This is a genomic window from Afipia sp. P52-10, from assembly GCF_000516555.1.
Taxonomy (GTDB): Bacteria; Pseudomonadota; Alphaproteobacteria; order Rhizobiales; family Xanthobacteraceae; genus P52-10.
Genome location: NZ_AZSJ01000003.1, coordinates 184,905 through 198,784, shown reverse-complemented (window position 1 = coordinate 198,784; position 13,880 = coordinate 184,905). Strand labels below are relative to the sequence as shown.

The following is a 13,880-nucleotide window of genomic DNA, read 5'->3' as shown; positions in this document are numbered from 1 at the left end:
GAGGGTGCGGATAGCTCAAGCGTGATGGCTAGGTTTGCCCAGCCATGACAATCAGAGCGCGATGTCGAGCGCCACGTCGAGGGTTGGTGCCGAATGCGTCAGCGCGCCGGAGGAAGCGTAGTCCACGCCGGTCTTGGCGATGTCGGCGATCGAGCTCTCGGTGACGCCGCCAGACACTTCCAGCACGGCGCGGCCTGCGGTCATCTCCACCGCCCGCTTCAGCGTCGGGATATCCATGTTGTCGAGCAGCACCACATCGGCGAGGCCGGTGTCCAGCACCTCGCGCAATTGGTCGAGCGTATCGACCTCGATCTCGACCTTGACGAGGTGACCGGCGTGCTTGCGCGCCTGTTCGAGCACGGGCCGGACGCCGCCGGCGACCGCGATGTGGTTGTCCTTGATCAGGATGGCATCGTCGAGACCGAAGCGATGGTTGAAGCCGCCGCCGCAGCGCACGGCATATTTCTCCAGCGCGCGCAGGCCGGGAGTTGTCTTGCGTGTGCAGCAGATGCGCATTGTGCTGCCCGCCGTCTGGCGGACATAGGCGTTCGTCAATGTTGCGACGCCGGAGAGGCGGCCGACGAAGTTCAGCGCGGTGCGTTCGCCGGCGAGCACGGCGCGGGCAGGGCCGGTGATGGTCAGGACGTGCAGCCCCTTGGCCACCGTGGCGCCGTCGCGCACCTGCGCGGAGATGGCGATATCCGGCCACAGGCGGCGGAAGGTCTCCACCGCAAGCGGCAGGCCCGCGATCACGCCCGCCTGCCGCGCCACCAGCGTCGCGCGGGTTTGGGCGGTCTCAGGGATGGTCGCGATCGAGGTGACGTCGCCGGCGCGGCCGAGGTCTTCCTCGAGGGCAAGGCGAACGGCACTTTCGATCGCCAACGGCGAGAGGAAAGCCTCAGGATGCAGCACGGAAGCGGGTGTCGTCATGGGAATACTCAAGCCATCGCGTGCAGACGCGGTGCGATGCCCGCGGCAACGTCCGCAGCGATGGCGCGGGCGTCGTTCAGTGTCATGCGCGTGCGGACTGCAAGCGCAGGGTTTTCGGAAGGATAGTCGGAGCGATAGTGGCCGCCGCGGCTTTCGCGCCGCGACCACGCCGCGGTCGCGACGATCAGTGCGGTGGTCGCCATGTTGCGCAACGCGATGTTGCCGACCGATTGCTCCATCATTGCGAAGGTACGGATTGCGTCGGCGAGATCGTCGCCGTCGCGAATGACGCCGACATGCGACGACATCAGCGCGCGCAGGCTGGCCTCGGCGGATGGTGGCATCGCACAATTGCGCGGATTCTCCGGCGCCGGAGCGGGCTGCGCGGCGAAGCTGCGGCCGTCGATGTCTTCGGCGATGCGGGCGGCGAACACCACGGCTTCCAGCAACGAGTTCGAGGCCAGACGGTTGCCGCCATGCGCGCCGGTGCAGGAAACTTCGCCGCCGGCCCACAGTCCATCGATCGAGGTGCGGCCGCGCGCGTCCACCGCGATGCCGCCCATGTGGTAATGCGCGGCGGGTGCGATCGGGATCGGCTGCTTGGCCGGATCGATGCCGCCTGCGATGCAGCTTGCATAGACGGTCGGAAAGTGGTCGGCGAAGTGATCGCCGAGCGCCTTGGTGGCGTCGAGGAACGCGCCGCGGCCAGCGGCGATCTCGGCAAACACACCGCGGGCGACGATGTCGCGGGGGGCAAGTTCGGCGAGCGGATGCAGCGCCTGCATGAAGCGCACACCCTTGGCATTGATCAGCGTCGCGCCTTCGCCGCGCAGCGCCTCGGTGGCGAGCGGAGCGGGATCGCGGCCGACCATGATCGCGGTCGGATGGAACTGGACGAATTCGGGGTCGGCGATCACGGCACCGGCGCGGGCGGCGATGGCAAGCCCGAGCCCGCTGGCCTCGCGTGGATTGGTGGTGGCTGCATAGAGATGGCCAATGCCGCCGGTGGCGAGCACGACGGCCCTCGCGGCGACGGTGACCGGCGGCAGTGCCGGATCATGCGCATTGCGCAGCTGCAGGCCGTTGACCGCGTTATCGTGGGTCAGCAGCGCTTCGGCGGCGTAACCTTCGATCACGCGGATCGTCGGCGTGTTGCGGACCGCGTCGACGAGGGCGGCGATGATCGCCTTGCCGGCCATGTCACCGCGCACATGCACGATACGGCGCGCCGAGTGGGCCGCTTCCTGCGCCACTGCCAACTTGCCTTCGAGGTCGCGATCGAACGGCACGCCGTAGCGCAGCAGATCGTGGATGCGCGCCCCGGCTTCGCGGGCGAGGCCGAGCGCGATCTCCTCATCGACCAGGCCAGCGCCGACTGCGATGGTGTCGGCGGCATGCGCCTCGGGCGTATCGCCTTCGCCGACTGCGGCGGCGATGCCACCCTGGGCCCAGGCGCTCGAGGCGCCTTCGCCGAGCGGCGCAGCGGAGATGACGGTGACGGGACGCGGCGCAAGCTTCAGCGCGCAGAACAAGCCGGCGAGACCGCCGCCGACGATGACGACGTCATCGACAGGCATTGAGAGAGGAGCATCGGCACGTTGGCTCATGGCGCGTCCTGCTGGCTGCTGGTCGTGTCCTGCCGGGTGGCATCCGCGTCTGCGCGGGAGGGCATGGATGGCCGGGGCGAACCCCGGCCATGACGGCATCGTGCCTTTGCGTCTCAGCTCTTCAGGTGGATCATCCGCTCGACCGAGCGCCGCGCTTTCTCGGCGATCATCGGATCGATCACGATCTCCTCGCGCATATTGACGAGGCTATCGAGGATCTTCGGCAGCGTGATCCGCTTCATGTGTGGGCAGAGGTTGCACGGACGAACGAATTCGACCTCCGGCAGCTCGGCCTGCACGTTGTCGGCCATCGAGCATTCGGTGACCATGACCACGCGCTTCGGCCGCTTGTCGCGGACCCAGTTGATCATGTGCGCGGTCGAGCCGGTGAAGTCGGCTTCCGCGATCACGTCCGGCGGGCACTCCGGGTGCGCGATGATCTGCACCGACGGGTCGGCGTCGCGATACATGCGCAACTCGTCGCCGGTGAAGCGCTCGTGCACCTCGCAGGCACCCTTCCAGGCGATGATCTTCACCTTGGTCTGCGATGCGACGTACTTCGCCAGATACTGGTCGGGCACGAAGATCGCCGTGTCGACGCCGAGGCTCTCCACCACATGCACCGCATTGGAGGAGGTGCAGCAGATATCGACCTCGGCCTTCACGTCGGCAGACGTGTTGACGTAGGCGACCACCGGTACGCCCGGGAATTTCTCGCGCAGCAGCCGCACGTCCTCACCGGTGATCGACGAGGCGAGCGAGCAGCCCGCGCGCGAATCCGGGATCAGCACGGTTTTGTCCGGCGACAGGATCTTCGAGGTTTCGGCCATGAAGTGCACGCCGCATTGGACGATCACGTCGGCATCGACCTTGGTCGCCTCGCGCGCGAGCTGGAGCGAGTCGCCGACAATGTCGGCAACGCAGTTGAAGATCTCCGGCGTCTGATAGTTGTGCGCGAGCACGACAGCGTTGCGTTCCTTCTTCAGGTCGTTGATGGCCTTGACGTAGGGCGCCATCGTCGGCCATTCGACCGGCGGAATCACGCTCTTGACGCGCTCGTACAGATGCGCGGTCTCGCGCTCGACGGCGGGCGTCCATTCGACAGGCGGCATCGGCAGCACGCGGGATGGACCGCGCGCAACCGGGGAGGTCCGCGGAAAGACGGTGGGCTTCAGGTCTTCCGGACCGAAAATTCCAGCGATCGGCATGACGCATACCCTTCCTTGACTGCTGCCTTCTATAATGCTCAATGTGAGCATATCTTGAGCCTGATAAATCCGGCCAACGGGCCGGCATTCCCAACTCTCGACGTGCGTTAATTCCCCGGACTTCGCGAACGACGACGACCCTGCCGACGTTCGCTCGACACGCTTATTCTCATGTCGAGCAAAACGAATATAACACGTCCATGACGTGTCCGCCAGAGGGCGGCTCAGGGAAAAGGCGGAGGCTGCCTTTCCGATTTGCATTGCTGCGTTGCGGTCGCTGTTTTGCAACAAAGGGATGATTGGGATTTCGCGGCAGGTAAACTAGGTTGTGTACCTTCCTTCTGACGCAGCTTCACGAGGTCCGCCATGTCAGCCGCCGATCATTCCCCGGTCGTCCCGCGCGCGAATTGGCGAACTCCGCTGGTGGTCGTCATTTGCGGCTGCATCATCGCGATGCTGACCTTCGGCCCGCGTTCGACCTTCGGCTTTTTCATGCAGCCGATGAGCAAGGAGTTTGCCTGGGGCCGCGACGTGTTCGCGTTCGCCTTTGCCTTCCAGAACCTGCTCTGGGGCATCGGTCAGCCGTTCGCCGGTGCGATGGCCGATCGGTTCGGCACCGTGCGGGTGATCGCGATAGGCGGTCTGCTTTACGCGGCCGGTCTCGCGCTGATGCGCTACTCCGATACGCCGCTGGCGCTCAACGCGACCGCTGGCGTGCTCATCGGTTTCGGCCTGTCGGGCTGTTCGTTCAATCTGGTGGTGTCGGCGTTTGCCAAGGTGGTCCCGGAGCGGTGGCGGGCGATTGCGCTCGGCGCCGGCACGGCGTCGGGCTCGTTCGGCCAGTTCCTGTTCGCACCGTTCGGCGTTGCGCTGATCGATAACTTCGGTTGGCAGATTGCGCTGATGGTGTTCGCCGCGCTGATGCTGCTGGTGGTGCCGTTGGCGCTCGCGCTGGCGACGCCTAAGGCGACAGATGCGGGACAAGCGGGCGGCACGCCGGCGGAGCAGCAGTCGTTCAAGCAGGCGCTGTCGGAGGCATTCGGTCACCGCTCCTATGTGTTGCTGGTGCTCGGCTTCTTCACCTGCGGCTTTCAGCTTGCTTTCATCACCGCGCATCTGCCTGCGTACCTGATCGATCGCGGTCTCGACGCCCATGTCGGCGGCTGGGTGTTGGCGACCATCGGCCTGTTCAACATTGCAGGCTCGCTCAGCGTCGGTTGGCTCGCATTGTACATGCCGAAGCGCTTCATCCTCTCGGCGATCTATGCGACGCGGGCTCTGTCCACGATCTTGTTCATTTCGCTGCCGATCACGGCGACGTCGGCCCTGATCTTCGGCGTCGTCACCGGGCTCACCTGGCTTTCCACGGTGCCGCCGACCTCGGCGCTGGTCGCGTTGATGTTCGGCACGCGCTGGTTTGCCACGCTTTATGGTGTCGCGTTTTTCAGCCACCAGGTGGGCGGCTTTCTCGGAGTCTATCTCGGCGGCGTGGTGTTTGAGGCGAGCGGTTCCTACACGCCGATCTGGTGGCTTTCGATCGGGTTCGGCGTTGCCTCGGCGCTGATCAACTTGCCGATCGTCGAGAAGCCGGTGGAACGTGCAGCGGCGCAGCCTGCGTAACGCGCATGATTGTCGGCCGTTCGGGCTGGTTTTCCAGCGCGGCCGTGCTCGTGTAAAACCACACAACGATTGCCGGGCCGGTTCAACGACGGCCCGAACGACATGAAGGGAGCGAGGCGTGGCGACATTCAAGGCGCTGAGGATCGACAAGGCCGAGAAGGGAACAACCGCACAGATCGCGCAGTTCGACGAGGCCGACCTGATGGACGGCGACGTCACCGTGCGCGTCGAGTGGTCGACCCTGAACTACAAGGACGGCCTCGCGCTCACCGGCAAGGCGCCGGTCGTGCGCCGCTTCCCGATGATCGCCGGCATCGACTTCGCGGGCACCGTCGAGCAGTCGTCGCATCCCGATTGGAAGGCGGGCGATAAGGTCGTCTGTAACGGCTGGGGCATGGGCGAAACGCATCTCGGTGCTTACGCCGAAAAGGCGCGGGTCAAAGGCGATTGGCTGGTGCGGCTGCCGGACGGCATGACCGCGCGCGAGGCGATGGCGATCGGCACGGCGGGTTACACGGCGATGCTGTCGGTGATGGCACTGGAGACGCATGGTCTCACGCCCAAGTCCGGGCCGGTGGTGGTGACGGGCGCTGCGGGCGGGGTCGGTTCGGTCGCAACCGCCGTTCTCGGCAAGCTCGGCTATCATGTCATTGCCTCGACAGGCCGGGCCGCCGAGGCCGACTATCTGAAACATCTCGGCGCGGCCGAGATCATCGAGCGCGCGGAATTGTCCGGGGCGGCCAAGCCGCTCGGCAAGGAGCGCTGGGCAGGCGGCGTTGACAGCGTCGGGTCGAACACGCTGGCGAATCTCCTGTCCATGACCAAGTATGGCGGCGCCATCGCTGCCTGCGGTCTCGCGGCGGGAATGGATTTGCCGTCTTCGGTGGCACCCTTCATTTTGCGCGGGGTGTGCCTTTTGGGCATCGATTCTGTCATGTGCCCGATCGAGAAGCGCCGGGCCGCCTGGAGCCGCCTGGCGCGCGATCTCGACAAATCGAAACTCACTGAAATCACTAGCGAAATCAGCCTCGATCAAGTTGCCGGCGCTGGTGCGAAAATCCTCGCCGGCCAGGTCCGCGGCAGAATCGTGGTAAAAATTCCCTGAGGATGTTCAGACTTTATCGACGAAGCTGCGCCAATGTTGCCTTGGTTCGTATGGTAAGCATCGGGTTAAGCGGGCCCGGGCGGTGGGTTGTTGGTCGGAGTAGCAGCATGGTTTCGCGTTTTGTGTTGGGGGCGCTGGTCGCTGGTGTGGTCGCGGGTCCGGCCGCCGCTGAGAACTTGAGCCCGGAACAGGCTCGCCAGTTCGTTGCCGGGAAGTTGTTCGCTTTCACCTGTTTTGATGGCACGCGCGGGTCCGGCCGCATTCAGCACGACGGCTCGGTCGCAGGCACGATCCAGTTCGGCGGCTCCGGCCCGGTGCGTTACGCACGGTTGCCGGTGAACACGATCCGGGTCGGTTCGACCGCGGTTTGCGCCTCGTTGAAGGGCCTGCCGTTCGAGCCATGTTTCAACCTCGACAAGACCAGCGAGGCGAGCTTCCGCGGCTCGGTGTCGGGCATGAGCTTCGCCTACTGCGAATTCCGCAAGCACGGTAATTCGGTGATCATGGCGCGGGCGCAGGCGCGGCCGCGCGCGCGCCGTCCGGCGGCCGTCCGCTCTGCCGACGCCTCGAAGATCGAGGTGGTCTCCAAGGTCGAGACGCCGAAGGTCGAGTCGGAGCCGCTTGATTTGCGCCGCTCGACGGATTGACCGGATCGGCGTCCAAATCCCTGGTGCAAAGCAAACGTGTCGGAAAGTCCGGCACGTTTTTTGTGAGTCGACCATGAAGCGAGTGTTCGCAGCAATTCTGACGGCGGTGCTTGCCTCCGCGGCCCATGCAGCCGTCCCGGAGGAGGGCTACCTGGCCGCCCGCGACAGCTATATCGCCAAGTTCAATCCTGCCGGCGATGCGGGAACGGTCAGTGACGCGGTGGTGAAGGACGAGGAGCGGGCGCGCGCCGATCTGGCCGCGAGGCTCCGCGCGACGATCGGCCCGCTCAACATCAAGGGCTATGCGGGCGAAGGCTCGCTGACGATTGAAAGCCTGTTCAAGGGTGACCTCGGTTTCGGTGCTCTCGACGGCTTGGCATTCACCGCGCAGCCGGATGCCAATCTGGTGGTGACGACGCGGGGGCTGTTCGAGCGCTGGGTGCGCGATCACAAGGACTGGTGGGGATCGGCGCTCGGCAACATCCCGCAGGACCCGGTCGCTGCCGTCAAGACGGAGGCGTTCTACACCCAGGCGATCAGCGCCGATGCCGCGGTCTCGAGCTTCGGCGAACTGCCGGTGACGAAGCCTGCCGATACGGTGGCCTTTGCGATGCTGGCGATCCGCCGTCAGGACATCGGGCCGGCGGCGCCGGAGGAAATGATGGTCAGTGTGGTCGATGGTTCACGGCTCTATGTGGTGAGCGCGCCGATCGCAGCGACCGTGCCGCTGATGCCGGCTTGCGAAGCTCTCTGGAACGAAGCGCAGAGCAAGGCGAGCAAAGTGCTCGATGCGTATGCGGACTCCGGCCGCAAGGACGAGAAGCTGTTCGATGAGTACAACCGGGTCCAGGAGCAGGGCGACGCGGCGATGCGCCAGTGCTTCGCCGAGCGGGTGCGCTCGGACGCGGCTTACGGCAAGCTGGTCAAGCAGGCGCAGGACATCGTCGATCAACTGACGGCGAAATAAACGTCCGTCGGCCCCATACTGTCGCCAATCCTCAGAGGAGCGCGGAACGCGCGTCTCGAACCATGAGGCCGCGGCATCACCTCATCCTTCAGGATGCGGCGGGAGCCGCTCATCAGGATGAGGAGTGCGATCAGCTCGAAACCGATGGTGCTGTAGGCTGCGGCCTGAACAGAATGCGCTGGTAGAGCCAGCCGATCGCCACCAGCACCAGTCCGAGCCCCATGAAGGACAGCGCGCGCCAGACGCCGGTCAGGTTCGACATGTCGAACAGGAACGCCTTCAGCACCGTCAGCCCGATCACGATCGCCGAGGCGAGCCGTGCGCGTTGCGAGGCGAAGACGAGCCCCGCCACCAAGAGCGCGACGCCGAACGCCAGCCACGCAAGCGAATAGGCATATTGCTCCGCGTCCGAGGTGTCGCCATAGGCGAGCACCGGCCCCTGGAAGAAGCGGCGGATCTGCAGCGTCACGTAGACCAGCGCCAGCACCAGCGCGAAGCCTGCCAGGGTGTTGGCGTAGCCTGCCGCGCGGCGGCCCGCGACGGCATAGGATAAGCCGAGCATCAGCAGCGCCGGCAATGCGTAGGCAAGCAGCAGCAGATTGATGAGCGAGCCGCCGATCGGATTGGGCCAGAACAGCGGCATCTCGAGCAGGAACAGGCCGAACACGGTGAACAGGCAGGCGATCACCGTCAGCACCACCGCGCCGACATTGTGCACGATGCTGCCGGTGCGGATGCGCAGGCGCTCGAGCCCGATCGCCATCGCCAGCATGGTGCAGACCTGCAACGCGACCTCGGTGAGGCCAGCGCCGATCCGATACACGTCGCCATGGTTGACGAGGTGGCGGATCTCCATGAAGGCCAGCAGCACGGTGAGCAGGATCGCGGCGGATTCCACCATCCGCAATGGCGCGTCGTCGCCGCGGCGGCGCAGGTACGAACTGCCGAGCCAGAACGCGAGTGCAGGCACGCCGTAACCATAGAGCAGCCAGTTGAAGATCGGCGTCGTGCCGACGCTGTCACCGGCGATACGCGGCTCGTAGCCGATGCGCGTAACGACGATGGCCGCGAGGATCGCCGCGAGCCAGCGCAGGAACGGCACCGGGCGCTGCAACGAAACCCATGCGGTCGCGAGCGACATCAGCGCCAGCGCGATGGTGAGCCAGCCCTTGTCGAAGGCGAACGTCAAGGCGAGTGACAGCGCGGCCAGCGTGCCGGTTGCGAACAATGCCGCTGCGATGAGCTGGCCGGGGCGAGCGTCGCGCTTGCTCAGGATCTCGGTCGCGTAAGCGAACAGCGCCGCGAGCACGACGGCGGCGATCGCGAACGGAATCGAGCGGTCGAGGTGCGCGATCTGCGCGTAGGTCGCGATCAGCAGCGCAATCGGTGTGGCGACGCCCCCCGCTGCCCAGATCACCGGCACTGTTGCGTTCGGCGATCGGCCCTGGGCCAGAAATCCGCTGAGGCCGAAGCCTGCGGCGAACAGCAATGCGGTTGTCAGATGTGTGCTGACCGAACCGTCGATCGCATCCGGGCCGATGCCGGGCATCGCACCGCCCGGCACCACCAGCCAATCCGGGTTGCTGCGCACGACCCAGGACAGGAAGACGAGCCCGACGAACACGGCGGCTGCGGGCAGGGCGCCCGCGACCGCATCGGATCGCCAGGCGGCGGCGACGGTTGCGGCGATCAACAGCGCGAACACGACGATGCTCGCATCCGCATGGCGGTAGGCGACGACCAGGATCGTTGCGGTCAGAAGATAGGCGCCGAGCGCGACCGAGGAGATCGGCTCGACCTTGCCGGGTTGTGTTGTCGGCCCGAACAGGAGGCCCGCGACGACCAGGGCCGCGGCGAGGATGAAGCCTGCGACCACGCTGAAGGCATGTGGTGCGAGCAGGCCGGGAACGCCCATCGCAACGAGCGTCCACAGCACGCCGAGCACGATCGTCGCGATCGCGAGCCAGCGCCATAGGCGGATGCGCGCCAGCGCGAACGAGGCCGCGGTGACCACGGCAATGTAGATGTAGAGCGCCCAGAAGTCGGGACGATCCGAGGAGACCAGCAGCGGTGTGACGAAGGCGCCGACGACGCCGAGACCCGCGAGCGTGGGGCCGTGCAGCAAGGCGGCGGCGAGCGTTGCGAGCGCGACCAGGCCGAGCAGGATGAATGCACTCGCAGGCGCGAGAAAGTCATAGAGCGCATAGCTCGCATACACGGTGCCGAAGGCGACCGAGGTGCCTGCGGCGGTAAGGATCGCCGGGATGTTGGCGATTGGCAGCGCTGCGAGCGGGGCAATCTGCTCCTTGCGCCGGGTCCATTCGCCGGCGAGCAGCAGTGCGAGCGCAAACAGGCCGCCGAAGAACACGCGCATGCCCGGACCGAGCAGGCCCGCCTCGATCGAGTAACGCACGAGAAACAGGCCGCCGAGCGCGAGCGTCAGGCCGCCGACCCACACCACCCAGCGGGTGCCGAGCCGCTCTTCCAGGCCGGGCTTTGCCTGCCGCGCATCCGTCGCTGTGGTGGAAGCCGAGGCTGTTGCGGCGGCGGCAGGAGCCGGCGCCGCCGTCGACGTCTCGGTCCGACTTCGCGCGGGCTGCGCGGATCGTTCAGCCGGCGGGGCCTGCTCCGCCGTGGCCGGTCGCGTCACAGGCTGTTCCGCCGCCGGTGTTTCAGGCGCGATCGGTGGCGCGGTTTGTGTCGGCAGCGATGACGATGCGGCGGGCGCCGGCGCCGTGCGGGCGAGCGGGGCGGCGGCCTCGAGGGCTGCGATACGGGCTTCCGCAGCCTGCAACCGGGTCAGCGCTTTGCGCGAGAAGATCAGGGCCGCGATGGCCAGGCCGCCCATCAAGATTTCGAACATCAATCCTCCAACCAGCGGTCCCGCCACGGCGTTTGCGTGCGGCGGGGCCAATCCTTCATCGGCCGCGCACGCGAAGTCCGGGGGCGGGCCGCTCCTGCAGCACGCTCCGGCGGAAACGGAACAGGGCCGCAGGCCGCCCGCCGGTTTGTGTCGACATCTCGCCGGTTGGTTCGACCAGGGCGCCGGCCTCGACCAGCCGGCGGAAGTTCTGCTTGTGCAGATGGCGTCCGGAAATCGCCTCGACGGTCCGCTGCAGGTCCGTCAGCGTGAATTCGCCCGGCAGCAGTTCGAATACCACCGGCCGGTATTTCAGTTTGGCGCGCAGCCGTGCGATCGCGGTGGCGAGGATGCGGCGGTGATCGAAGCGCATCGGCTCGCCGAGTGGCGGCAGTGTCTTGCGTGCGAGCGCCGCCGGACGGCCGTCGCGCCGGGCTTCCTCGATCAGACCGGCTTCGTAGAGGATCTCGTAGCGGTCGAGCACCCGTTCTTCATCCCACGGGCTGCCCTCGTCGCCGAAATAGAGTCGCACTCTGTCGCGGCGCGCCAACGCGCGCGAAATGCTCGGCGGCTCCGAATGCTTGGCCCACTCGCCGAGCGCTGGCAGGATCTCGGCGTCGAGGATCGCGGGGCGCTCCTTGCGCCAGTCCTCCCACGGAAAGTAGCGATACCACGGCTCGAACGCGGCCCCCGCTGTCTGCGGCTCGTCCGCATCGTCGGTGGTGCGGGTCAGGGCGAGGTAGCCGACTGAGACGACGTGCGGCCCCGTATCGCCCGGGTGAGCGTGGCGGCCGCGATCGCCGAACGAATAGAGCTGTTCGATGTAACCGAGCGATAGACCAGTTTGCTCCTCGACCCATTCGCGCAGGCCGATTTCCAGCGTGCGATGCGCGACTGGATCGAACGGGCCGAACGGCAGGCCTGCTCGCGGCTCGTTGCCGGTGCCGCCGGCCGCTACCAGAATGCGCGGCTCATTCGCCTCGATGGCGACGACGGCGGCGGTCAGGCCGATTTCGATGGGTGTCAGCGGTTTGTCGTTCATCGCGCAGAAACCGCGCGATCAATCGAGGTCGATGCAGAAGGGCCGGCCTTCGATGGTCATGTTGCCGGGGCCGATTTCGTCGAGAGCGCGGATCATGCGTCCGTTGCGGCCGAGCAGCTTGTCGGCATGGGTGACGATCAGCCGGTTGGGATAGGCGCTGGGAGACGCATCGCGGATGCAGCGGGCGATCTGCGATTCCGAGCGGCCGGGATTCAGCGCGCAGGCAATGGCGAAAGCGCTGGCGGTGGAGCGGCTGATGCCGGCGTAGCAGTGGATGACCATCGGCGCGGCGCGGTTCCAACTGCGGCCGAAATCCAGCACGCGTTCGACATGGTCCAGCGCGGGGGCAGTGAATCCTTCCGCCTCGGCGATGATGTCGTCCATCGAAATCACCAGATGGTTGGCCTCCTGAATCGACGGTGGCCGCTGCACCTTGCCGACATCGGCCATCACAGTGATCACATGGCTCGCGCCGGTCGTCTGCACCGTACCGGGCAGATGGGCGAGCGAGCAGACGTGAAGCATGGCGTTTCCTTCTGATGCGCGACGCGAGTTCCGGCCCATGTGGCCGGAACAGAATCCAGGACCGCGAATTATAGGTCGCCCGGTTGCGCGGCGGAAGCCGTCAAACCGGCTTCAACGCTTCGAAACGGGCAAGGAATCGCTTTTCAGCCTTGCCCGCGGCCCAAGGCGTCAGAAAATCCGCCTCCGCCGTTTCGCTCAAATGCGGTGGTTTGCCGAAGAACTTGCGCGCCTCCGCGTCCTTGAAACCGGCGAGACGGGTGGCTTCGAGGTAGGCCGCGCCCGCATCGGCCGCCTTGATCCAGGCGGTGAACTCCGCCGGCAGCACCGGCGGCAGGCCGAATCGCACATGGATTGCCGACAGCAGGCGCTTCTCGACCGCCTTGTAGGAACCGCCGATCACCGCCTTGAACGGCGAGATCATGTCGCCGATGACGTATTCGGGAGCGTCGTGCAGCAGCACAGCGAGACGGATGCGGTCGTCGGCGCGCGGTAACTGCGTGCGCAGGACGGCTTCCACCAGCAGTGTGTGCTGGGCGACCGAGAAGATGTGGGCGCCGATGGTCTGTCCGTTCCAGCGCGCGACGCGGGCAAGACCGTGGGCGATATCGCCGATCTCGATATCCAGCGGCGAGGGATCGAGCAGGTTCAATCGCCGGCCTGACAGCATGCGCTGCCAGGCGCGTTTCTCGGCCCCACGAACGGGTGCAACAGGCGTCGCCGGTTTCGGCGTCATGTCGCGCGTGGGCGCGACTTGCGCTTGGGTTTGCCGCAGGTCGCGTAGCAATGGCAGGTGACGAGATGGTCGTTGACCATTCCGGTCGCCTGCATGAAAGCGTAGACGATCGTCGGCCCGACGAACTTGAAGCCGCGTGACGACAGCTCCTTCGAGATCGCGATCGAGATCGGCGTGGAGGCAGGCACGCTCGCCGTAGTCTTGAATGCATTCACCTTCGGCTTGCCACCGACGTAGCTCCACAGCAGCTTGGAGAAGCCGGGACCTTCGTCCATGATCTTCAGATAGGCTTTCGCGCTTGCCACCGTGCCTTCGATCTTGGCGCGGTTGCGGACGATGCCTGCGTCGTTCATCAGCGCCTCGATCTTCTTCGCGTCATACTTGGCGATCGCCTTCGGCTCGAAGTTGTCGAAGGCTTTGCGGAAGTTCTCGCGCTTGCGCAGGATCGTGATCCAGGAGAGGCCGGCCTGGAATCCGTCGAGGATCAGCTTTTCGAACAGCGCCCGGTCGTCATATTCGGGCACGCCCCATTCGTCGTCGTGATAGGCCATGTAAAACGGATCGTCGCCGGGCCAGGGGCAGCGGTGCAGGCCGTCGGCATGCAGGCGGGCGGTTCTCATCGGCGTGTGATCTTCA

At 66.0% G+C, this 13,880-nt stretch carries 12 protein-coding genes; 4 read left to right on the top strand and 8 right to left on the bottom strand.

Going from position 1 to position 13,880, the window contains the following annotated elements:
• Positions 1-51 precede the first annotated feature (51 nt).
• From nadC to nadA, 3 genes are all read right to left on the bottom strand, one after another.
• Positions 52-930 (bottom strand): carboxylating nicotinate-nucleotide diphosphorylase, encoded by an 879-nt coding sequence (gene nadC, locus X566_RS02400; RefSeq protein ID WP_034463160.1) that lies wholly within the window; start codon positions 928-930, stop codon positions 52-54.
• An 8-nt stretch (positions 931-938) separates the two neighbouring features.
• Positions 939-2,537: an L-aspartate oxidase gene (locus tag X566_RS02395; protein ID WP_034463159.1), complete on the bottom strand. Its 1,599-nt coding sequence runs from the start codon at positions 2,535-2,537 to the stop codon at positions 939-941.
• 113 nt (positions 2,538-2,650) lie between these two features.
• Positions 2,651-3,745, bottom strand: coding sequence for a quinolinate synthase NadA (gene nadA / locus X566_RS02390; RefSeq protein ID WP_034463157.1), 1,095 nt, complete (start codon positions 3,743-3,745; stop codon positions 2,651-2,653).
• A gap of 366 nt (positions 3,746-4,111) precedes the next feature.
• On the opposite strand from nadA, the gene X566_RS02385 reads away from it, so the two are divergent.
• The 4 genes from X566_RS02385 to X566_RS02370 all read left to right on the top strand — a co-directional run bounded on the left by X566_RS02385 (position 4,112) and on the right by X566_RS02370 (position 8,084).
• The gene (locus X566_RS02385; RefSeq protein ID WP_034463155.1) at positions 4,112-5,365 is read left to right on the top strand and encodes an MFS transporter; all 1,254 of its coding nucleotides are present in this window, start codon (positions 4,112-4,114) and stop codon (positions 5,363-5,365) included.
• 118 nt (positions 5,366-5,483) lie between these two features.
• On the top strand, positions 5,484-6,470 hold the full coding sequence (locus tag X566_RS02380; protein ID WP_034463153.1) for an MDR family oxidoreductase: 987 nt from the start codon (positions 5,484-5,486) through the stop codon (positions 6,468-6,470).
• 107 nt (positions 6,471-6,577) lie between these two features.
• Positions 6,578-7,117: a hypothetical protein gene (locus tag X566_RS02375; RefSeq protein WP_034463151.1), complete on the top strand. Its 540-nt coding sequence runs from the start codon at positions 6,578-6,580 to the stop codon at positions 7,115-7,117.
• A 73-nt stretch (positions 7,118-7,190) separates the two neighbouring features.
• Complete coding sequence (locus tag X566_RS02370) at positions 7,191-8,084, top strand: hypothetical protein (protein ID WP_034463149.1); 894 nt, start codon at positions 7,191-7,193, stop codon at positions 8,082-8,084.
• A 130-nt stretch (positions 8,085-8,214) separates the two neighbouring features.
• Here X566_RS02370 and X566_RS02365 read toward each other — a convergent pair whose 3' ends face one another.
• From X566_RS02365 to X566_RS02345, 5 genes are all read right to left on the bottom strand, one after another.
• Complete coding sequence (locus X566_RS02365) at positions 8,215-10,947, bottom strand: DUF2339 domain-containing protein (RefSeq protein ID WP_034463146.1); 2,733 nt, start codon at positions 10,945-10,947, stop codon at positions 8,215-8,217.
• A 55-nt stretch (positions 10,948-11,002) separates the two neighbouring features.
• Positions 11,003-11,986, bottom strand: coding sequence for an NrtR DNA-binding winged helix domain-containing protein (locus X566_RS02360; RefSeq protein WP_034463144.1), 984 nt, complete (start codon positions 11,984-11,986; stop codon positions 11,003-11,005).
• An 18-nt stretch (positions 11,987-12,004) separates the two neighbouring features.
• A complete protein-coding gene (locus X566_RS02355) occupies positions 12,005-12,511 on the bottom strand; it encodes a tyrosine phosphatase family protein (protein WP_034463143.1) in 507 nt (168 codons plus the stop codon).
• A gap of 100 nt (positions 12,512-12,611) precedes the next feature.
• Positions 12,612-13,244 (bottom strand): HD family hydrolase, encoded by a 633-nt coding sequence (locus tag X566_RS02350; RefSeq protein ID WP_034463142.1) that lies wholly within the window; start codon positions 13,242-13,244, stop codon positions 12,612-12,614.
• Positions 13,241-13,864, bottom strand: coding sequence for a DNA-3-methyladenine glycosylase I (locus X566_RS02345; protein WP_034463140.1), 624 nt, complete (start codon positions 13,862-13,864; stop codon positions 13,241-13,243). Before X566_RS02345 ends, X566_RS02350 begins: the two co-directional genes overlap by 4 nt.
• Between the last annotated feature and the right edge of the window lie 16 nt (positions 13,865-13,880).

Bases quoted from the DNA above. Each gene is read 5' to 3' on its own strand.
- nadC (WP_034463160.1), bottom strand. From the start codon at position 930: ATGACGACACCCGCTTCCGTGCTGCATCCTGAGGCTTTCCTCTCGCCG.
- X566_RS02395 (WP_034463159.1), bottom strand. From the start codon at position 2,537: ATGAGCCAACGTGCCGATGCTCCTCTCTCAATGCCTGTCGATGACGTC.
- nadA (WP_034463157.1), bottom strand. From the start codon at position 3,745: ATGCCGATCGCTGGAATTTTCGGTCCGGAAGACCTGAAGCCCACCGTC.
- X566_RS02385 (WP_034463155.1), top strand. From the start codon at position 4,112: ATGTCAGCCGCCGATCATTCCCCGGTCGTCCCGCGCGCGAATTGGCGA.
- X566_RS02375 (WP_034463151.1), top strand. From the start codon at position 6,578: ATGGTTTCGCGTTTTGTGTTGGGGGCGCTGGTCGCTGGTGTGGTCGCG.
- X566_RS02370 (WP_034463149.1), top strand. From the start codon at position 7,191: ATGAAGCGAGTGTTCGCAGCAATTCTGACGGCGGTGCTTGCCTCCGCG.
- X566_RS02365 (WP_034463146.1), bottom strand. From the start codon at position 10,947: ATGTTCGAAATCTTGATGGGCGGCCTGGCCATCGCGGCCCTGATCTTC.
- X566_RS02360 (WP_034463144.1), bottom strand. From the start codon at position 11,986: ATGAACGACAAACCGCTGACACCCATCGAAATCGGCCTGACCGCCGCC.
- X566_RS02355 (WP_034463143.1), bottom strand. From the start codon at position 12,511: ATGCTTCACGTCTGCTCGCTCGCCCATCTGCCCGGTACGGTGCAGACG.
- X566_RS02350 (WP_034463142.1), bottom strand. From the start codon at position 13,244: ATGACGCCGAAACCGGCGACGCCTGTTGCACCCGTTCGTGGGGCCGAG.
- X566_RS02345 (WP_034463140.1), bottom strand. From the start codon at position 13,864: ATGAGAACCGCCCGCCTGCATGCCGACGGCCTGCACCGCTGCCCCTGG.